We start from the raw sequence: 20,840 nt of genomic DNA, 5'->3' as shown, positions 1-20,840 counted from the left end.
AATACAATTTTTTTCCAGAGGTTAATAGTCTTAAGGTTTATGAACAATTGTTACTTTCGCACATAAATGGTAGATTTCTGCATGACGAATATGCTGAATCGCGACAGCCAGACCGAAAGGACGCATGTCCTGATTTTGGGGGCACCCCGGTCCGGGACATCCATTCTTGCCAGTCTGGTAGGGGCTCATCCTGACATTGCCTTGTGCAGTGAAGATTTTAGAAACACCTGGACAACGGCTATCGGAAAACCGGTTGTGGGAAATAAGCTCTGTGTCCCCAATCAGATTCAGCTAAAAACCAAAAAGAATCTCCTGACAGAACTTTTGAAACGTCTGGGGGTACGGAAGCGATTCCCATTATCGTATTATGCAATCAAAGATTATCTGAAAATTCCCAATCTTAAAATCCTGTTTATTGTCTGGGACCGGAAGAAAAACGCTGAAAGCATGACCCGCCGGGGTTCTATAAAACGGTACTTTTTTCTCTTTAAATGGAAACGCCGGCTGAAAGAAAATGAAATCAAACAGACCCTGGACGAGGCATATCATACGAAAGAAATCCTGGAAGAGCGGGAAAACACCATGGTCATCCGGTACAAAGATTTGATTCAGGATCCGGAAAAAACACTGTCTTCTGCTTTCAAATTTTTAGGTGTTTCTGACAAAGGATTACACACCATCATTCAAAAGGGAACCCGTTGGAACTGGATGTACTCAGAGAGTTCTAAACGTTTAGATACTTCGAAGATTTAAAATCAGCCGGTTATAGAGATACCGAACCGGATTTTCTCCTTTTACAGGCCTGAACTTACTTCCTTTCATCGAAAATTGATCATAGTCAAAGAGTTCAAGTAAAGCCCTGTATCGTGTATTGATAATTGATATTTCCAAGGGAGATATCTGTTTTTTCCAGTCTGTGAGACGAGTGGAGGATACCCCGGCAAATTTTTCGCCTGAGGTGCTGTTTCCTTCCCAGGGCATTCCCAGCAGAGTGGGATATAAAAGACAGTCCTGAAACGGGATATTCAGTATTTCACAGAGCATTGTGAGTGTTTCCCGGGGAGAGGAAACAAGGTCGCAATACCGGATCACATGATAATCCGACAGCATTCTCATGTTTTTAAGCAAATAGTAGTAGCTGTTGTCCATGGTTTGAATCACCCGGTCAATTTTGGGAAAACGGGTTGTTTTATCTTTAAACCGGCGCAGACTGACAATATTGGCATAGGGATTTCGCAGGATATGAATAAAAACGGCATCCGGGTAGAGATACTTCAGCTCCGCGGCAAACTCAGCATGTTCTACTGATTTTTCACAGAGCCACGTATCTTCCGGAATATTTCTCCCCTGATGACAGGATGCATACAAGGCATTCCAATAAAGGGTAAAATCCTGTGCTCTATGATCCGTTTTACCGGAAATATCAGCCATTTTTTCAGCAAAACATGTTTCATCAAACAGATTGAGGGTCACCGAATCGGTAAGCGGATCATCAGCAGTATTGCTCCGGTGGATCCAGTCCCTGCAATGCCGGATAATATCTTCCCGATTCCGGTTTTCAGCAAATTGCCGCCGGTAGTTGTAATGGATTTCATATCCAAAATGCTGAAAAGGATGGGTTTCTACCGGTAACACGGTCAGGGCAGGGTGACCATCCAGCAGACTGCGGACCAGACTCGTTCCGGATTTATGCAGACCCAGGATAAACAGGGGACCTTTCATATATCCTCCGGCAGAAGACCTTTTTCAATAAAAACTGATTTTAAGGCATTTTCACGGACTTCCAGACTATATTTTTCTTTGAGTTTCCGGATACATTCCTCACGCTTATTGTAGTTTTTGGAATAGAGCGACTGAATTTTCCGCCGGCCCTCTTCCGGATCATCAAAATCCTCAATGATATAATCCGTATTGTTGTTTACCATTTCAGGCAGGGCTCCGGCAGAAGAAACCAGGGGCAGGGCTCCAGTGGCACATGCCTCCGCCACTCCCATGCCAAAGGATTCAAAACGGGAGAACTGGCAATAAACCGATGTTTTTTCATAGTATTCGGTAAGGGCTTTGTGTGGCTGGGGGGTCAGAATTGTCAGGTTATCCGGTAAATTTGAAAGCCCATTCTTAAAGGACGGCTCCATACCAATTATAAGAAAGGGATTGTCAGGATTCATCCGGGCCATCTGGAGAAAACGATCAAATCCTTTTATGAAATACCGTCGACGGGTATTGCAATACCCCACTGTCAGGATCAGGTTTTTTTCCGGTACTAGTTTTTCCAATTGAACATCCGGAAATACGATGGCATTATAGATGACACGGCCTGAATAATCCCCTCTCTTTTTCGATTCGGCAGCGGCATAATCCGAGACCGGCAACACTAAGGCAGCTTTTTGATATAAAAAACGGACGATTCGGGTGCGAACTGGATTTGTAAAAACACCATACGCATATTCCGGCAGCCATGTGGTATCATATCCACCCAGGACCAGAAATACAGGCTTACGGAAAAGACGCCCCAGTATCATGGGAATCAAGGCGTGATAATCGGCAAACCATATAAACAAGGCCTGGCTGCGATATGTGGGAAGGGGCAATTGAAAAAGTTGCTTTATCATACTTGCCACGGTTCGAAAACCGGCAGCCGATTTAAAACGGCAAACATGGACCGAAAAAAAATGTCGCAAAATACCCACATCCTGAATAATTAAAAAACTTTCATATTCATACCGTGGAGCAATGAAGCAAAGTGAAGGACTTTCTTTACCCTTTTCGGCCTGCTTGTGCGAACGATGAACACCCATAAGGGGAATTTACATGTCAGTAGAGAAAAAGTGCAGTATTATTAGCCGGCATTATTGAGGAAATCTCTTTAGTAACGCCGGGTATCCAGTTGATCATAGAGGGTATGCCACTGCGCCATAAATTCCGGTGTTTCGGGCATACGGGGTTCAGGGAGGGGATTTTTCTCGTAATATTTGATTTTTGCCGGGCTTAAGGAGAGAACCATCACTTTTGAGCCCAAAAGAATCGCTTCCTGAACATTATGGGTAATAAAAATGATGGTTGTTTGAAATTTCCGCCACAGGCTTTTCAATTCTTTTTGGAGGATGGAGCGGGTCTGGGCATCCAGTGCGCCAAAGGGTTCATCCATCACCAGGACCTTAGGATTCAGTGCCAAAGAGCGGGCAATCGCCACCCGTTGCCTCATGCCGCCGGAGAGCTGATTGGGATAGGCATGTTTGAAAGCCGAAAGGTGAACCAGGTCCAGAAACTCTTCAGCCCGCTGTGTCAGCGTTTTGATGTCCCCCGATACTTTATTTAATTTCAAGGGATAGATGACATTTTCAATAACGGTTTTCCAGGGGAACAGCTGGTTGAAATCCTGAAACACCATAAGGCGGTCCGGACCGATACCGCTGATAGGTTCTCCATCCAGGAGGATTTTTCCCGAAGTGGGTTCTTCAATACTGCAGATACAGCGGATGAGGGTTGTTTTACCGCATCCCGAGGGACCCAGAATGGTGAGAAAATCACCGGAATCCACGGAAAAGGAGAGTTTATCCAGCACCGTAAAAGATTTTCCTTCAAGGGAGTATTGTTTTACAAGATCCTGTACAAGCAGATTACTCATCAGACACTCATCCCCCATTTCTTCACAGTTTTATTTTCCAATGTTTTCAAAAGGAACTCATCAACAAGCATACCGATAATAATCACTGAAATCAATCCGGCAAAGACCGCTTCGATATCCATAAAATAGCGGGTTTTATAGATAAACCAACCGAGTCCGCCGACTACCCCGGAGGCACCGAATACCATTTCGGCAGATACCAGGGCACGCCAGCTCCGGGCCCAGGCGATTTTCAGTCCGGATAAGATGTAGGGAAACGCATTGGGAATCATCACAGCCCATATCAGGCGAAACTCACTCATGCCGATGTTCCGTCCCAGTTCCAGTTGGATTTTCGGTATCGCCCGGAATCCAGCCAGGGAATTCACAATTAGGGGCCAAAGAATGGAATGAATGATGATGATAATAATAGCCTTAGCGCCAAGTCCCACCAGCAGCATGACAACGGGCAACAGAGCGATACCCGGTAACGGATGCATAATGGATACAATCACATCCATGATCCGGGCAAAGGTTTTACTGATCATGCAGAAGGCTGTGAGGAAAAACGCCAGAATGATGCCCAGGCCGATACCGCTGAAAATCAGATAGAGGGAAAATTTAATGTGCTGAAGCAATTCGCCGGTCGTCAGATTTTTCCACAGGGATTCCAGAACCCGGGAGAGGGGCGGAAAGAGTTTGTCCCGCCCTGTCCACACCGGAAGATATTCCCAGAGAAAAAATAGTATCAAAATAAACAAGACTTTCGTGATGACGGTAACGCGCCGTTCCCGTATTTCCGATTTCAGCATGTGTACAAACTCCGTTCTTAATCTGCCCTGGCCGGATCCAACGTTTCCCAAAGCAGGTCTTTTACATTCTCCGTATTTCGGTCCACATATCCCGCTTCATTCATAAAATCCAGAAATGTCAGCAAACCATGGGGATTTGTACTGAAACGGACTCCTTCCCAGGTGGTGTATTTCATGTATGTTTCCCGGTCCAAATTTAATACCGGTGCCACATATTCTGCAGTCTTTTCAGGATTCTCATTCAACATATTGATGGCTTCTTCCAGCGCCTTGTAAACAGCGTTGAACAGCTCGGGATTTCGTTTTTTCAATTGACCGGTGGCAGCTGTCACCAAAAAGGTGAAATCACTGCCAAAAGCATCCCGGGCATCAACCACCTGATGGATATTTTCCTGTTCCAGCTCCTTGAAAATATAGGGTGGTGATGTAAAATGTCCGTCAATTTCCACCTGGTTGATCAAGGCATTGACACCGTCGGGATGGGCCATGGCGATGATATTCTGATCCAGAGCCTTGGGATTTCCCAGTTCCTTTGCCGCAGCCATGGAAAGAAGAATATGCTGAATGGATCCTGGCGACGGCAACGCAATTTTCATCCCCGGTTTGATATCTTTTAAAGTTTTAACATTTTCATGATATGTTTGAAGTCCTAAAGGCATCTCACACAAAGCGGAAATGATTTTGTAGTCATAGCCTTTGGCCCAGGCAATCAGATAGGGCGGAACACCCATACTACCCACATCAATGTTGCCACCGGCCATCCCTTCCCGAATGGCCCCACCGGACCCCAGACGCACCCACTCAACCTGTGCATCGGGATAATATTTTTCAATCAGATTCAGTTCCTGCATTAAAATGATGGGCGCATACCCCAATCCAAACTGCTGGGCAACGACAACCCGGTTCTTATCCACATTCCTGCCACAGGAAAGCAAAGATAAACCCAGCAAGAGCATCAGTAACAATAATGCTGTTTTTTTCATCCTGTCACCCCCTTATTTAAAGGCATATTCAATAAAACATTCCATTTTGTTCCGGGCATATTTTGTGTCATTCGGATTTCCTTTCCACTGCCGGCGCCAGGTAGGACGGATCTTTACCGATCCGGCATCCGAATTGTGTACTGTGATTTTATACTCCAACCAGCTATAAAGGTGATTCGTCGTATTGTCCCAGTTGTCAGTCACCTGGCTGTAATCCAGAAATCCCCGAAAGATGCCAGGGCCGGTTTCTCCCTTCATGCCGATTCGGCAAATCCATCCGTCATAAAATTCTTCAACGGTTATAGCGGCTTCACCCCACACAGAATATCCGGAGACCTTGCCAGATACAACCGCTCCGGCCGTCAGAGGATTGTAATTGCTTTTTTTGGTACTCCACAGAACATGGGGGACAATCTCCAAAGAACCCACATTCAGGGCATAATCGGCTCCAAAGGTCATCCCGTCCCGATTGGTGATGGTTGAATCGCCATCCAGGTAGACCTCCAGGTTGGTCCGGTTTTCATCCACGGAAAAATAAGCCCTGGCCTGTCCTTCCCCCAGTTTTTTATTCACCCTGAAACCGGTGTAGGCATTGTTGTTGAAAATCAGAAACGGAATATCCACAACCCGTGTAGGATAGTAATGAATATCCCAGATGGTGTTTCCGCTTTGGGGAAGCCGACCCAGTTCAAATCCCAAATCTCCCTTTTTCCCAACATAAAGCTGGGTGAAATCGACTGAAGGCGATTGGGCGGATCCATCCGACGATACAGAAGGAAGTCCCGAACCATCTCCCATTTTGGACCAGAACGCCTGGGAATTGTGGGATAACTGAAGATTTACAAAATAGCCGTTCTTTAAATCAGCATCAACATTCAACCGTGTTCTGAACTGCAAATAGGCATCTCCGGTCCGGCTTGTGATTTTCCTATCGGCATCTTTATACGTGATCAAATCAAAACGGGGCCGCATCCAGGTATCACCGCTCAGACTGATTTCAGCGCGGGCATAACCTGTCAGCATGATCCCGGCAAGTAAACACAGCAGCATTTTTTTCATGAATAGTCTCCTCCTACTTTAATTTGAATGAGTATAGAGAGAATTAAAGGGGGATAAAATTCCAATTATTTAATGGGAAGGGGACAGATTATTTAATTTTTCGATAAGTGTGTGGATGATATCCCCATAGCGGGAGGATTCACCGGCTAAAAGCAGAATATTCCGGTGGATCTGATAGGTGTCTGAAATCACAATATGAGGATACCTGTCCTGTATGTCTTTCAGATAGGTTTCATTGATAAAAAGTCCAAGAGGTTCATGATTTATAAGGGCCAGGCGATCTGCGGTGGTTCCCATTTCGGCGACAATGTTCACTTGTTCAAACTGTTCCAGATAGTTCAGGACAACAGCATGAATACCTGAATCCTTCTGATCGATCACCAGGGGAATTTTACGGATATCATGACTCAGGGATTGGTGGTAAACCAGAACGATCCGCTCATCTTTCAGGGGGATGACATCTATATGCCTGGGGAGCTCCATATTCACCCCCCCGACAATTGCCACATCCGCCTGATGATCGATGATATTCCGAATGGCTTCATCAGACCGGCAGGTATGAATACGGGGGAAAAGGCCTTTTTCATGAAGCAGTTTATAAATTGGTTCAAGGTAGAGATACGTGGCCACCGTGCTCAGATTAACGGTAAAATCATTCATACCTTCCAGCCGGGTTACCAGCTCGTCATGATCCCTGAGTATCCGTTCACAATATTCGTAAAATACTTTTCCCTGAGGTGTAAAGTGATATTCCCCATCGTAAGCATACAGGGTGATATTCAGTTCCTGCTGGAGTTTATTCAGACGATAACTGATGGTCGGCTGGGATAAATATAAAAAACGGGATACTGCAGAAATATTACACTGTATATAAAGCTGCTTAAAAATTTTCAGATCCAGCAGATCCATCATGCGCTCCCGGGTTGGGCAGACTCATTCCATGTCATCTGAATCATAAAACACCTGATCATAATACCGGACGCTTTGACGTGTTGATCGAAGATTCTTTTGCATCCTGACAAGATCTTTATGAGAGATGAGTCCAAGTTCGTGTTTGACAGCTGTCCAGGGAATATTAAAATTCTCCTGGTGGACAAAGGTAGAAACCCGTGGATTGATTTCCATGAGTTTACCGCCTTTGAATTGAATATTGATAAAATAGTCATATTGAAGTCGTCGGGCAATATCCCGGGCATAATCCATATATTCCGGGGCATCCTGATTCCTGAAAAACATAGCCAGGCCGGCTTTCATGGCCTCACGAGTTTTTGTAAATCCCAACAAAACCTCCCCGTTGCGGCAATAACAATCCACGGTTATCTCGGTCCCCTCCAGAAATTCTGATACCAGCAAGTCCGGAAACCTTGGGGTTTGCCCCAGGATTTCTTCACACGCTTCAAGGGTAAAGGTGGTATCTTCAATCCGTTTTTGCAACAGCATATTCAAGCGGTCCGTTCCGGCTTCCAGGATACGGAACCCCCGGGATCCTTTGCTCACGGCCGGTTTAAAACAGACACGTTTTTGTGGATAGCCCAGATCCAGGACCGCTTTTCTGAAAGCTTTCACCGTGTTCACGGTTCGTGTTTCCGGCAGGGGGACCGGACTCCTTTCAAAAAAGGCATTCATGGCAGATTTACTGTCACAGGGAACCGCCGATTCGGTTTTAGGGACCATGATGGGAAAACCTTCCTGACGGAAATCGTCCCGGAGGGGACTCAGGGGCATCACATCCGAGGAGCTTTGGGGCAGGATCAGATCCACTTTTTCTTTCCGGGCGATGTGAAGGATTGTATCGGGATAGGCAGGATCCTTCCCGGCAGGGACAGGGTAAAAAACATCGCTGAAAAAGCGTCCGGCGGCCAGGGGATTCATATCTGTCCCGATAATTTGAACCGGCCGTTCTCCATGTTCCTTTAGGGCCCGGATCATGGTCACACCTCCGGGACAACCGACTGTTGTGAGCAAAATACGGATAGGTTTCATGGCTTTCCTGTCAGATGATGTACCGGATGACTTCAAAACATTCGGCATAGTCGCACCCGATTTGCACACCCCGAGTGGTGGCAAGACTCATAATGAATTCTTTTGAGGCATACTTGCGCATTTTTTGGGAATTGTATGCATCCAAAGCATATATTTTTTTATCAATGTGCCGTTTTTCCAGCCGGATGAAAGAGCGTGTCTCAAAGTTGATATGATTCCACGGGATTTCATAGGCCAGGATGGTCGTTTGTTTGAATGCCCGCTGCCCTTCCATGGCCACTGTGTTGTGATCCTGGTGCAAGTCATGAGGGGATGGCATAAAGACAAGATCCGGGTCTAAATCCTGTTTTAAGCGAACCATTTCTTCCAGTAAATCCTGGCGGACATAGTTGAGTTTCCGTACGGTAAACCCGTAGATGAGAAGATTTTCGGGTTTGATACCCAGTCGTTTCGTGGCTTCTTTCACTTCAATTTCCAGAATATTTTCCGGCATACCCGGGGGCACCGATTCCTTGGCAGTGGAAAAAGCGGCATAATATACATCCGCTCCGTCTTCCAGAAATTTTGCGATACTCCCCCCACATCCAAATTCACCGTCATCTGTATGGGGAGCCAGGATCAATATGCGTTTTGCTGTCTTCATGATTTCCCTCAATTCATGTAGGATTCCAAATCAAAATGACGCTCTGCAAAAGCATCACTCTCGATAAACATCTTTTGCCACACCGCCAGGCCCATGATCACCCACAGAAAATTATAATGCCAACGGAGGCGGGGATGGGGCGGCGCATCCAGTATTTTGCGAATGTATTCGTAATTAAACAAGCCCTGCTTTTCCACAATGTCACGGGTTAAGACCTTTTCACAGACATCCTTCAGGTCTTTTTTGAACTGGAGATAGGGATTGACGGTAAACCCCCATTTCTTCTTTTGGGTGATTTTTTCCGGCAAATAGGGTTCCATGGCTTTCCGAAACAGGTCTTTGGTCCGGTTTCCCTTCATTTTCAATCCAGCCGGAACAGAAAAACCAAACTGCACCAAATCAAGATCCAGAAAGGGGACCCTCTCTTCCACGGAATGGCTCATACTCATCCGGTCTTCCACCAGCAGGTAGTCATTGACCATCTTGGTATGAAATTCCGTAAAAAGCACCTGATCCAGGGCAGACATGTGATTTACCTTTTGGAAAAAAGGATCAAAGGCTTTGTGGACCTTTAAAGACTCTGCCCTCATCTGTTGAGCCATGCCCCTGTGATAAATCTGGTCATACATAGGATTATCATAGTCCCACACATTCCTCAGAATCAGATAATATTTTTCTATTTGTCCCAATGCCAGAAGCATCTGAAGCCCCCGCCGGTACTCATCCAGCCGTAAAACCCCGGTATTTTGTTCCATCCTGAAGAGAATCCGGGATTTGATATCCCCGATTTTTTTCATCCATCCGGGGATCCGGTTGTGAAGGCGGTTCAGGGGATAGATAAAGCGGTGGATATCATAACCTGCCAGAAGTTCATCTCCCCCGAGTCCGCCAAGAACCACTGATACATGGGGCTTGACAAAGGCGGACATATTAAAGCCCTGAAGGAGGTTGATTTTCGGTTCTTCGGCATGCCACAAAACTTCCGGAAACATTTTCAGGGGTTCCATGCTCAGGCTCAGGGTATGATGGTCTGTGTTGAAGTGGCGGGCAACCCGTTCTGCATCAGGGAATTCATCGGTGGGTTCATTAAAACCAAGGGTGAATGTCTTAATATCCGGAACACCCAATTCAGACATCTTCTGGACAATAACCGATGAGTCCATGCCGCCGCTCAGATACACCCCCAGGGGTACATCGGAAATCAGCTGGCGTTTTACAGCCTGACGCAGATATTCGTGCAAATGGGCTACTGCTTCGTTTTCAGTCATATCGTCCCGGATTTCCGGTGTCAATTCCCAGTATTTATGTATATTGATTTGTTTGTTACGATATACGAGATAATGTGCCGGTGGAAGACGGTAAATACCTTGAAAAAGGGTCTGGTCATTTTGTGTGTAGCGGAGATTCAGATGGGTGTGAAGAGACTGGAGGTTTAATTCCCGGGGAGTGGAGGGATGGAGGAGCAGAGGTTTCTGCTCTGACGCAAAAGCAAAAAGACCGTTCTGATGGGTATAGTGAAGGGGTTTGATGCCAAAATGATCCCGTACCAGGATCAGTGAATCCTGTCTTTGATCCAGAATGGCAAAGGCAAAAATGCCATTCAGACGATGGAAAAAGTCAGTCCCCCAACTTTCATAGCCATGGACCAGGATTTCCGTATCCGATTCTGTGCAAAAATGATGTCCCAGGGCTTTCAGCTCTTCCCGGATCTCTTTGTAATTGTAGATTTCCCCGTTATAGATGACAGCAATGGAGTGATCTTCATTAAAAATCGGCTGGTCTCCCGTTTTCAGGTCAATGATGGCCAGACGCCGGTGTCCCAGGGTCACATTGCCATGCCTGTATGTTGATTCAGCATCAGGTCCCCGATGACGGATCAGGTCCAGCATCTGCTGAAAGCGTTTGGGAGAAGTCCCTCCTGCTTCAACGGTACCTAATATCCCACACATCAGATGCGACCCAGTTTTTTTAATGTTTTCACTTTATCTCCATACATTCGGATCATATAATCCATACGGTCATAGCGTAAGAACTGTTCCCTGTAGGTTTTCAATTCCCGGCGGCCGGAGAGATTTTCCAGGAGTTGAAGCTGACTCAGAATCAGCCGGTAATATCCCACCGAACAGGGATCTGTCCTGGGATAATGATCCAGGTCGCACAGGTTAAAACGGATCCAGTATCCCATATCATAATCGGGCAATCGTTTGATCAGGGTTTGAATTCCGGCATCAAAAGCATCTTTTGCCCTGATTTTATCAGCGTGAAAGAGATCTTCCGGCAGCGCCCGGTATGCATCGAAAAGACCCAGGAGGGAAAAATTGTGTCCGTCCAGCACCCGTGTGGGTTTTGCCGCCACGTACTCTTCGTAAAAGGGAAGTCCTTCGTATAAATCCGCCACCACTCCGCCATCCCGGATATCCACGAAGAAAAGGTCGAGAATTCCCGGAATCAGCGCCAGGTATTTTTCATGGGATGTCAGTTGCCATGCCCGTAAAAGGACTGAGAGCGCCCTGCTTTGGGTAAAGGCGGATTTCCAGGGTTTGGTTACCCGGTATTCCGGTTTGGGAATATCCGTAAGCCAGAAAACACCGGTTTCATCCCGCTCGGCCTGTTCAATAAACCAATCGGCAATACGAAGGAAATGCTCAGAAACGGCAGGGTCTCCACTGTGAATAAAACGGTTAAAACGGGCCAGGGCATATTGACCAATGGAAATGGGGTAATAATGGGAGCGGGGCGATTCCACGTCGATATACGCTCTGTTTACAGGAATCCCCTTTTCATCAAATCCGCTGATCAACCGGTTCAGTCTTTTGGGGTCATCCTCAAAAAGAAAATAAAATTCACCAAGTTTATGGGAAAAAAGGTCTGTTGACATGGTAAATGGCGGGGATTTTTTTACAATATCCCGCCGAAACTTATTCAGCATAAATCCAATTTTTTGCAAACGTTTAGCCACGCTGAGTCACCTTATACATGATCTCAGACAAATTGCGGACATTTTCCGGGGTTTTATATTGGTTCAGGGATTCCACAACGGGAAGAGAAATGACGGGTTCTTTCTCAAAAATTTGTATCCACCGGGTTAAAAAGTCTGCAATACCTGGCACATCCTGTTCTGAAAAGACCTCACCGCTTCCGGTCCCGGCCACCATGGATTCAATGACGCCTCTTTTACCTCCGATCACGAGAATCGGTTTTCGCATGGCAAGGTAATCGTACATTTTCGCCCCGATGCTCTTGTCGGAATAACCGCTCTGTGCCTGGATTTTCAGGAGCAAAGCCGCCGAACGGGCTTCTTCCATCATCTTGTCATGGGGCATATACGGTTCAAAGGTTGCCGGAACCGGTGAGGTGTGCTCAATCTGTACCTTATGGGCGTCATAAACCTTTCCGATAAACCGTAATTTCATCATTTTCAATAACTTATCCGGCAGCAGAAGGAGAGCTTCCAGCAAAGGACCAGGATCCTGAAATTTACTCAGGGTGCCTGCATACAAAATCGTAAAAGAAGAAGAGGCTTCCGCCGGCCCATTCAAGCATGTAAATCCATTATGGATCACATGATAGTGGTTTTCAGCTTTTTGTTTAAACATATCCACCAGGCCGGGACTCACCGTAATCACGGCCGTTGCTTTTTTCAGAACCTGCCTTTCATAGCGGCGATTCAGCCATTCGGAAAGGACTGTCCGGCTCAGATCTTTTTCCCAAAATGCTTCCGTCCATGGATCCCGTAAATCCACAATCCAGGGGAGTCTGAAGAGCCGTGCCAGTTTTCCCGTAGCAATTTGGAGGCTGTGAGGGGGTGATGAACTGAGAATCACATCCGGTTTTTCCCGGAGGATTATCCGGCGTCCTGCTCGTTTTAAAAAAGGATTCCACCCTCTCCGGGCATCGGGAATAAAAAAGTTGGCCCGTATCCATCGGGAAAATTTCTGACTCAGCGATTCATTATCATTCCGGCTGAGCACATAGGTCGGAATCTTATCCTCTTTTCCCTTTCCTGTCATCCGTTTGTACAGACCAAAAGGTTCTACGGTTTTCGTGTAGAAAACCTTTAAGTTTTGTGGAATTTCCCGGACAAGTCCCGGATCTAAGGCAGGATAATCACCATGTTTCACCGTGAGTACAAGAGGTTCCCATCCGTATTCAGGTAAAAGGTGCACCCATTTCACCAGGCGCTGCACACCCGGTCCACCAGCTGGCGGCCAGTAATATGTAATCATCAGGACTTTAGGCATGAGTTTCCGGCTCACCATGTGGTTTTCGTTCAAGCCACCATCCACCTCCGATCAAAATCCACACGATCATCACACCAATCCAACTCACAACAAGTCCCTGCCGATATGCCGGTGGATTAAAGCGCAGTTGAAGGGTTCCCTCCCCGGCCGGGAGTTCAACCCCCCGGAGCATATAGTTTACACGGTATATGGGCAGGGGTTTCCCCTGATATTCAGCAATCCATCCCTTATTGTAAAACATTTCGGAAATCACCATAAACTGTTTTTCCGCTATGTTAACAGAAAAGGTAAGTGAATTGGGGGTTTGAGATTCCAATCGGACCGTGCCATCTCCACTGTAATCTCCCTCTGTATCCAGGGCATAGGCAACGGCGGCCGGATTAAAATCCCCGCCATTCATGTTCCGGACAGCCTCTTCCCAGGAATCGATCCTTTCCAGTCTTTGAATCAGCCAGGCTTTCGGCAGAGCCCGGGAGTTTTCATAAAGGATTTCCTTCCGGCTTTGATCGACAGCCAGGGGTTTGAGAAAAGCGTGTTCCAACTGCCCGGAAGCAATGATATACCGGCCGTTGAGCATGTTTACCACATTCCAGTTCAGCCGGGCCGGGCCGGACCCCTCAAACAGAAGGTGATCCACGGCATCCTGAATCGTCTGAAGTTTTATGGCACTGTACCCGTTAATCAATGGATACCAATAGGCATAATGATTATTCTGAAATCCCTGCCCCACAACCAGTGCCCGGTATCCGTCCGGAGCTTTTTCCAGCGTCCGGGTAATATCCGTATCGGAAAACTGGCGCCGTTCCATGACCTTTTCATTTCCCAGGGGAATTTGATCATAGGCTTTCCCGGTGATAATCCCCAGTTCCACCGAAACAAGTCCCAAAAGTATCAGGGCCAGGGGAAATTTTGCCAGTTTTTTAAAGCGGTATGCCATGACAGCCGAACCGGCAATCACGGTAATCCATAAAGCCCGGAGTAATTCACCGGTAAGCATCTCTTTCCGGACCGCTTTGAGAATTCCCAGTGTTTCACCGGGATACCTGGTCGCTTCGCCCGGAGCCATGTACGAAAACTGTCCCCGAAATAAAAGCAGAAGAAGGATAAACGCCACCCCACCCCCGAAGACAAGGGGTTCAAGATAATCTTTTTCATGATCTCTGGGAGTAAAAAGGGCTTTCAAACCATAGCCGGCAAGAACCAACAGCGTTATAAAGGTCATATTGATGATCATCACCGGGACCCGGAATTTGGAAAAGTAGGGGAAATAGTAGAAAAAGAGTTTATAAAGGGGCATCAGGTGATGACCGAATCCCAGAAGCACGGTAAAAACGGCAAAAATCGTCAGGGATTTCACCTGCCCCAGCTTATAATATCGGATAATGCCGATAAGTGCTAACAGAAAGAGCAGAAAACCCATGGAATCGTAACTTTGGGTAAAGGGCATATCCCCCCAATAGCCCGGGAGGTTTTGTCCTTTCAGACGGGGATAGGCATTCCCGTCATATTTTTCCGAGGACATACCGCCGAAGAAACGGGGAAAGAAGAAGTTCAGGATTTCTTTAGGGGCAAGAGACCAGCGTGTGGCATAATCCAGGCTGACACCTTTGGCACGGGTGGCCGAGGCCTGTTCCTGGCCAATTTGAAGGGGATTGCCTCCACGGGTTGAATGGGGCGTATATTCATGCAGACTGATAAAAGGCTGGGCTGAAACCAAGACGGTTAAAATGACTGCCACAACGATTTTAAGGGATAGGTCTCCGAACAAGCGATACTCTTTTCGAAAAAGCAGCCTTAAAACAGGGATCAGGTAAAGAAAAAGAAGGATGAGAATACCGTAAAAAACAACCTGAATATGCTGGGTTCGTACCATCCAGGAAAAGATAAGGGCAAACACGCCTACGGTATACCACTTTCGTTTATCCACTAAAAGTTGAAAACTCAGAATCAGCCAGGGCATCACCATAAAAGCCCGGAGTTTGCTATAGTGTCCCACATGAATCAGGGACTGCCAGTGTGGCAGCAGAATAAACCCAAGGGCCACAATCACGGCGGCATACCAGGGGATTTTCCGGGATATGAGCAAGGCAAACATCCCAAGGCCCCCCAAAAGGAAATACCAGAAATAAAGGTAGGTAAACTTCCCTAAAAATTTGACAAGCGTATCCGGATGGAGCAATGGAGGTGTAATGCGATGGTAGGTGGGCATGCCACAGAAAAAACTGGGATTCCACAAAGCTCTTTCACCGCTTTCCTTTTCCCACTCCAGATAATTCCGGGTACTGGCAACAGAGGCCACTGAATCCACACCCAGGGGGCGGACATTATTAAATATGTACTCTGCATACAAAATGATCAGGGGAATCAGCAGAATAATCACTGCCGCCAGAAGGGATTTTTTCCCGCTCAACACTTCCCATGCAGCCGGTTGCACGTTTTTATCAGACATGGTACCCCCGATAGTTGATTATTTATAGTAATTTCGGACAAAGCCGGTAAACGCATCCTGTTTTAAAATCACCCGTTTATAATAAGCCTGGATAAAACCCAGTCCATAGGCAAAAATCTGAGTCGGCACAATAACCGGGATGTAAAGAAAAACCCGGACATCCTTATACTTGATGATCCCGTGAAGCCCCATCATCAAAAGGGCAAGGATACCCAGTGCCGGAAAGGGCCAGAAAAAACCAGGTGCCAGCAGAAAAAGGACAAGGACCAAAACCGTCAACACGGTTCCTGCTGCCGGAAAAAAGTGGACCGGTTCAAGCATCCCGGGGTCGATTTTATACAGATTAATCCGGGCGACACCCCAGTTAAAAACCTGTTTGAAAAATTTTTTTATGGATGTGCGCCGTTTATGATAGACAATGGCATCATCCACTTTTATCACCGGTTCACCTGTGGCCAGGATACGGTGACTGAACTCGATATCCTGTCCGTGTCGTAGATCATTCATACCACCGATTTTATCCACGATATCGGCCCGGACCCCCATATTGAAGCTCCGGGGATAATATTTGGATAATTTTTTCTGTGAATGTCCACGGATTCCGCCGGTTGTAATGAAGGATGTCATGCTGTAATCGATGGCTTTTTGCAGGGGTGAAAAATCGGCTCGTACCCTGTCCGGACCTCCAAATCCGGCCACATCCTGTTTGGACACAGCATCGGCATAGGCCTGAAGCCATCGTGGGTGGGCAATGCAATCACTATCCACAAAAATGAAGTATTTCCCCCTTGCATGTTTCATACCCAGATTTCGTGCAGCACCGGGTCCCTGGTGATCCTGCCGGATAAAACGAAGATTCAGGGATGTTTCATGACTGAAACGTTCAACAAATTCCTCAGTTTTATCTGTAGAGCCGTCATCCACTATAAGAACCTCGAAATTCGCCGGTGAAAACACCTGGTCGCGGAGGGATACCAGCAATTCCCGGATTTCAGACAGGCGGTTATAGGTGGGGATAATGACCGTAAAAAGGTAGGAATCATCCTGTGTCATCATCACCTCCTGATTTTCCTTTATTCTTTCTAAACTGATACACCAGCATTTCGCCGATGAGTCCCATGGAAACAAGCTGAATCCCCAAAATCAGGAGTAAAATTCCAAAAAGCAACATGGCCACATGGGTTTGGAAGGGTTCATGATAGGCATATTTTAAAATAAGGACCCACACTTCAACACCCACACCCACTATTACGGAAAGGAGTCCTAACATCCCGAAAAAGTGCATAGGCCTCAACGTAAAGCGGGCAAGAAAAAGGACGGTAATCAAATCAAAAAATCCTTTAAACATCCGTCCTGCACCATATTTACTTTTTCCGGACGTCCGGGGATGATGTGTAACGGGAATCTCTGTCACCCGGAAGCCTTCCATTTTGGCCAGGACAGGAATATAACGGTGAAGTTCGCCATAAAGGCTGATGGATTGGACCACTTCTTTCCGGTATGCCTTGAGCCCACAGTTAAAATCATGGATACGGATACCGGTCAGGAGGCTTGTGGTTTTATTGAAGAGTTTACTGGGCAGTGTTTTACTCAGGGGATCATGGCGGACCTTTTTCCATCCGGAGACCATATCCCAGCCCTCTTTCAGTTTGGCAAGAAGCCGGGGGATCTCTTCAGGATCATCCTGCAAATCCCCGTCCATGGTAATCACGTAGCGGCCTTTTACCTGACGAAAACCAGCCTGTAATGCAGCGGCTTTCCCTTTATTCCGCCTGAAATGAATCACGGATACCTGCTCAATATCTTTTACCAGGGTATCCAGTATCTCGGGGGTTTGATCCGTCGAGCCGTCGTTGATGAAGTAAATTTCACCCTGAAGATTTTCCGACCGGAGTACAGTAAGAATTTTATCCGTCAGGGTTTTAAGGGTCCCCTCTTCATTCAGGACCGGTATGACAAGGGAAACATCAATCATGATTCATGGCCTCCAATTGGTCACGAGCCGGTTTATAATCGGGATTTTTTTCCAGGGATTTTTGTAGAAGTTGACTTGCTTCTCTTCCCTGATTCAAAGAGAGTAAAATCATGGCTTTATGGTAGAGCATCTCGTAATCATCCGGGAGGACAGACAGGGCACGGTTAATATAATTGAGTGCTTCGGGATACCGGCCCAGCCGGTACAAAATCCAGGCTGCCGTATCCAGGTAAGCCCCGTTTTCAGGTTCAAGGGAGAGTGCTTTTTGGATCATACTCCAGGCTTTTGACAGATCCTTTTTATGATCTGCAAGAAGATAGCTGTAATTATTGAGAATGAGGGGATTTTCTCCATTTTTGGCCAAGAGGATTTCGTACAGCTCTTCGGCCCGGGAACTTTGCCCGGTCCTGTCATAGAGTGCAGCAAGCATCTGAAGCACATTTTCGTTGTCCGGCTGGAGGGTTCGAAGATTTTCCAGGACCTGAATTGCTTTCACCGGTTCATCCGATTCATCCAGGAGCAGAGCTTCCATATACATCAGATCCTGATCGTCCGGATGCAGGTCCCGGCCTTCCAGAATCACATCCAGTGCCGTCCGGATATCATCCTGGTCAGCTAGCCAGAGAGCATAATTTCGATAGGCAATGGGGAGAGCCGTCCCTTCATTCAGGGCTATATTGTAATATTTCCTCACACTGTCCGGCTCTTCTTTCTCAATATAGACAATCGCCATAAGATGAGGGAAAGCCCATTGTCCAGGCCATACTGCATGTCCCTGATAGAGGACATCCAGGGCCTTATCCCATTCTCCGTTCCGAATCAGCTGATCGGCATATAACAGTTCAACCTGCGGTGAAGGATTTACCTGTTCCCGCCATCTGAGAAGGGTTTTCCGGGCTTCTTCCGTACGTTCCAGTTCCATATAGGTTTTATAAAGACTCTGATAAAAACGGCTATAGTCGGGAACCAGTGAAATAAGTTTTTCCAGATAGGGGATGGATGATTCATACCGGCCCAGTTGGTGTAACACATCCACGATCCGCCCCAGCACATCCGTATTATCCGGATCTTTTTTAAATAAACGCTGGAGTATGTCAAGTCCCTTTGCTGTATCCTTCCGTTCAAAATAGAAATCCGAAAGATTGTACCAGGCATCTTCATACCCGGGATAATTTTCTATCAGGTTGAGCCATATTTTTTCTGCTTCGGCTGCCTTACCATCCATGACAAGGGTAAGGGCAATCATATCATAGAGCCCAGGCTGATCCGGGTTTAACTCCACAGATTCCAAAAAGGCATTCCGGGCTTTGGCCATCCGGTTTAATGCCATATAGGTTTCCCCGATCCGGGCATAAATGACAGGACTCAAAGAGTCAATGGATGCCGCTTCTTCATATTCCATCAGAGCCCGGGCAAAATCTCCTGCCTGCCGGTATAGCTCACCGTATGCAAATTTCTGAACGGCCGTCGTAGGATAGGTACGTTGTTTTTCTTCACTCGTCGAAATCAGGGCTTTCCGGCTTGAACAAGCGGACAAAAACAGAAAAACGGCGAACAGAAATGTGTATGATAGAAGCTTTTTCATGAGATTACAATTTACCAAGGCGGGGGTGTTTATGCAAAATGTTTACACATATAAAAAACCCCTGTGAGCAGGGGTTTTTTTAGGTTTTCTTTCATCAATCAGTTGAAGATTTCGTTTTTATTGCAAGCACATACAGAAACCATTTTCTGGTTGAACTTGACGCCTTCTTTATCACTGTTGACGGATTTGAACACTTTCAGGTGTGAGATCGCTTCACCGCAGACGGGACATTTTTTCCCCTCTTTTTGCCGGTTGGCGATTTTTGCACCGAATCCACTGGGACGAGCCATTAAGAGCCTCCATTAGGTTTGTGATAGATTTCCACACGGTTTTTCCCGGCCCGTTTTGCCTTATACATGGCATCATCCGCAGCCTGAATCAGAGAAATCCCGTCATGACTATCCTCCGGAAAAGACGCCATGCCGATGCTCACGGTGACAGATGCCCGGACACTATCCTGTTCAAAAGGATATTCGGCAATTTTCTGCCGTATCCGCTGGGCGGTCCCCATAACAGCCTCTTTTTCCGCATTGGCCAGGATAACCGTAAATTCTTCGCCTCCATACCGGGCAACAATATCCACCATACGGATATTGTTCTTGATGATATCGGCCACAATTCTCAGCATATAATCCCCGTACAAATGACCATGGGTATCGTTGATTTTCTTGAAATCATCCAAATCCATCATCATCAAGGTCAGGGAATGATCATAGCGCCGGGCCCGGTATACTTCTTCAAAGAGCTTTTCTTTAAATGCCCGGTGGTTCAGAACGCCTGTCAAACCGTCCACCGTGGCAAAGCGTTTCAACGCATCCAGGGTTGTCAGCCTGTGATACGCAGACGCGAAATTTAAACTGATCAGGTGAAATGTATCAAGGTCTTTTTCAGAATATTCATCGGGATTATAACTTTCCAGGGTGACAATCCCCGATTTAAAGTGATCCAAATGAACGGACCATCCCAAAAGACTGTGATACGGGGTATGGCTTAAATCTCCGGCAGAAAGCCTGAAGGTAAAAGGGGCGTTATCCCGGTATTGATTCAAAACAACAGGATTCTTTCGGTTTAACATATACGCCCATAATCCTTCTCTGACAGACAGGGTATCCCCGGTACCGGGCATATCTCCCGGACCATCTGTGTAGATAACTGTCAGAACATTGGGTTCATGGGGAATTCTGCGACATACCGTCAGTTTATCGTAGTGAAATTCAGCAGTTAATACATCCCGGAGGGCTTTAAAAATCTCGTCTTCCGTCGACACTGTGTTCAAACGGGTCAGATAGCCGGTGATTGGATCAGATTCGTCCCCAGTTTCCGGCTGCTTTTCCGTAATGGAGTATAATAAATATAAACTGAGCCCCAATAATATCCAGAGAAACACATGGACAAAATCCATCCACCGCGAAGTACCGGGCAAAGGTAAAACCCATACAAAGAGCCCCAAGACCCATATAAGCGCTGAAACACCAAATCCGGCTTTTTTCATAACCCTCTTAA

At 46.6% G+C, this 20,840-nt stretch carries 19 protein-coding genes; 1 reads left to right on the top strand and 18 read right to left on the bottom strand.

Annotated features, from left to right (window positions below; genetic code table 11):
* Window positions 1–90: 90 nt before the first annotated feature.
* Window positions 91–753, top strand: coding sequence for a sulfotransferase domain-containing protein (locus strainIA91_RS01670; protein WP_400167362.1), 663 nt, complete (start codon window positions 91–93; stop codon window positions 751–753).
* Here strainIA91_RS01670 and strainIA91_RS01665 read toward each other — a convergent pair.
* From strainIA91_RS01665 to strainIA91_RS01580, 18 genes are all read right to left on the bottom strand, one after another.
* Window positions 733–1,722 (bottom strand): sulfotransferase family protein, encoded by a 990-nt coding sequence (locus strainIA91_RS01665; RefSeq protein ID WP_400167361.1) that lies wholly within the window; start codon window positions 1,720–1,722, stop codon window positions 733–735. The two genes, strainIA91_RS01670 and strainIA91_RS01665, sit on opposite strands and share 21 nt — an antisense overlap.
* Window positions 1,719–2,798, bottom strand: a complete 1,080-nt coding sequence (locus tag strainIA91_RS01660; RefSeq protein WP_400167360.1) for a glycosyltransferase family 4 protein — start codon at window positions 2,796–2,798, stop codon at window positions 1,719–1,721. Before strainIA91_RS01660 ends, strainIA91_RS01665 begins: the two co-directional genes overlap by 4 nt.
* A gap of 68 nt (window positions 2,799–2,866) precedes the next feature.
* Window positions 2,867–3,628, bottom strand: coding sequence for an ABC transporter ATP-binding protein (locus strainIA91_RS01655; RefSeq protein ID WP_400167359.1), 762 nt, complete (start codon window positions 3,626–3,628; stop codon window positions 2,867–2,869).
* Window positions 3,628–4,419, bottom strand: coding sequence for an ABC transporter permease (locus strainIA91_RS01650; RefSeq protein ID WP_400167358.1), 792 nt, complete (start codon window positions 4,417–4,419; stop codon window positions 3,628–3,630). Before strainIA91_RS01650 ends, strainIA91_RS01655 begins: the two co-directional genes overlap by 1 nt.
* 17 nt (window positions 4,420–4,436) lie before the next feature.
* Window positions 4,437–5,402: an ABC transporter substrate-binding protein gene (locus strainIA91_RS01645; protein ID WP_400167357.1), complete on the bottom strand. Its 966-nt coding sequence runs from the start codon at window positions 5,400–5,402 to the stop codon at window positions 4,437–4,439.
* Between the two features lie 12 nt (window positions 5,403–5,414).
* Window positions 5,415–6,461 carry a hypothetical protein gene (locus strainIA91_RS01640; RefSeq protein WP_400167356.1) on the bottom strand — a complete coding sequence of 349 codons (1,047 nt, stop codon included), beginning with the start codon at window positions 6,459–6,461 and terminating at the stop codon, window positions 5,415–5,417.
* A gap of 69 nt (window positions 6,462–6,530) precedes the next feature.
* A complete protein-coding gene (locus strainIA91_RS01635; RefSeq protein WP_400167355.1) occupies window positions 6,531–7,373 on the bottom strand; it encodes a LysR family transcriptional regulator in 843 nt (280 codons plus the stop codon).
* 21 nt (window positions 7,374–7,394) lie between these two features.
* Window positions 7,395–8,444: an ATP-grasp domain-containing protein gene (locus strainIA91_RS01630; protein ID WP_400167354.1), complete on the bottom strand. Its 1,050-nt coding sequence runs from the start codon at window positions 8,442–8,444 to the stop codon at window positions 7,395–7,397.
* A 10-nt stretch (window positions 8,445–8,454) separates the two neighbouring features.
* Window positions 8,455–9,087 carry a PIG-L deacetylase family protein gene (locus strainIA91_RS01625; protein WP_400167353.1) on the bottom strand — a complete coding sequence of 211 codons (633 nt, stop codon included), beginning with the start codon at window positions 9,085–9,087 and terminating at the stop codon, window positions 8,455–8,457.
* 8 nt (window positions 9,088–9,095) lie between these two features.
* Window positions 9,096–11,036: an asparagine synthase (glutamine-hydrolyzing) gene (gene asnB, locus strainIA91_RS01620; protein ID WP_400167352.1), complete on the bottom strand. Its 1,941-nt coding sequence runs from the start codon at window positions 11,034–11,036 to the stop codon at window positions 9,096–9,098.
* Window positions 11,036–12,016, bottom strand: coding sequence for a D-glucuronyl C5-epimerase family protein (locus tag strainIA91_RS01615; protein WP_400167351.1), 981 nt, complete (start codon window positions 12,014–12,016; stop codon window positions 11,036–11,038). Before strainIA91_RS01615 ends, asnB begins: the two co-directional genes overlap by 1 nt.
* Before the next feature lie 22 nt (window positions 12,017–12,038).
* Window positions 12,039–13,328 (bottom strand): glycosyltransferase, encoded by a 1,290-nt coding sequence (locus tag strainIA91_RS01610; protein WP_400167350.1) that lies wholly within the window; start codon window positions 13,326–13,328, stop codon window positions 12,039–12,041.
* Window positions 13,321–15,777, bottom strand: coding sequence for a YfhO family protein (locus strainIA91_RS01605; RefSeq protein ID WP_400167349.1), 2,457 nt, complete (start codon window positions 15,775–15,777; stop codon window positions 13,321–13,323). Before strainIA91_RS01605 ends, strainIA91_RS01610 begins: the two co-directional genes overlap by 8 nt.
* Window positions 15,778–15,795: 18 nt before the next feature.
* On the bottom strand, window positions 15,796–16,833 hold the full coding sequence (locus strainIA91_RS01600; protein ID WP_400167348.1) for a glycosyltransferase: 1,038 nt from the start codon (window positions 16,831–16,833) through the stop codon (window positions 15,796–15,798).
* Window positions 16,817–17,752 (bottom strand): glycosyltransferase family 2 protein, encoded by a 936-nt coding sequence (locus strainIA91_RS01595; RefSeq protein ID WP_400167347.1) that lies wholly within the window; start codon window positions 17,750–17,752, stop codon window positions 16,817–16,819. The genes strainIA91_RS01600 and strainIA91_RS01595 overlap by 17 nt, the downstream gene beginning before the upstream one ends.
* Window positions 17,745–19,337: a tetratricopeptide repeat protein gene (locus strainIA91_RS01590; protein ID WP_400167346.1), complete on the bottom strand. Its 1,593-nt coding sequence runs from the start codon at window positions 19,335–19,337 to the stop codon at window positions 17,745–17,747. Before strainIA91_RS01590 ends, strainIA91_RS01595 begins: the two co-directional genes overlap by 8 nt.
* A 98-nt stretch (window positions 19,338–19,435) precedes the next feature.
* Entirely contained in the window at window positions 19,436–19,627 is a 192-nt protein-coding gene (locus tag strainIA91_RS01585; RefSeq protein WP_400167345.1) for a hypothetical protein, read from the bottom strand.
* Window positions 19,627–20,829 carry a diguanylate cyclase gene (locus strainIA91_RS01580; RefSeq protein ID WP_400167344.1) on the bottom strand — a complete coding sequence of 401 codons (1,203 nt, stop codon included), beginning with the start codon at window positions 20,827–20,829 and terminating at the stop codon, window positions 19,627–19,629. The genes strainIA91_RS01585 and strainIA91_RS01580 overlap by 1 nt, the downstream gene beginning before the upstream one ends.
* Window positions 20,830–20,840: the final 11 nt, after the last annotated feature.

The organism is Candidatus Neomarinimicrobiota bacterium (genome assembly GCA_041154365.1).
Classification (GTDB): Bacteria; Fidelibacterota; Fidelibacteria; order Fidelibacterales; family Fidelibacteraceae; genus Fidelibacter; species Fidelibacter multiformis.
This window is presented reverse-complemented; position numbering and strand designations above follow the sequence as displayed.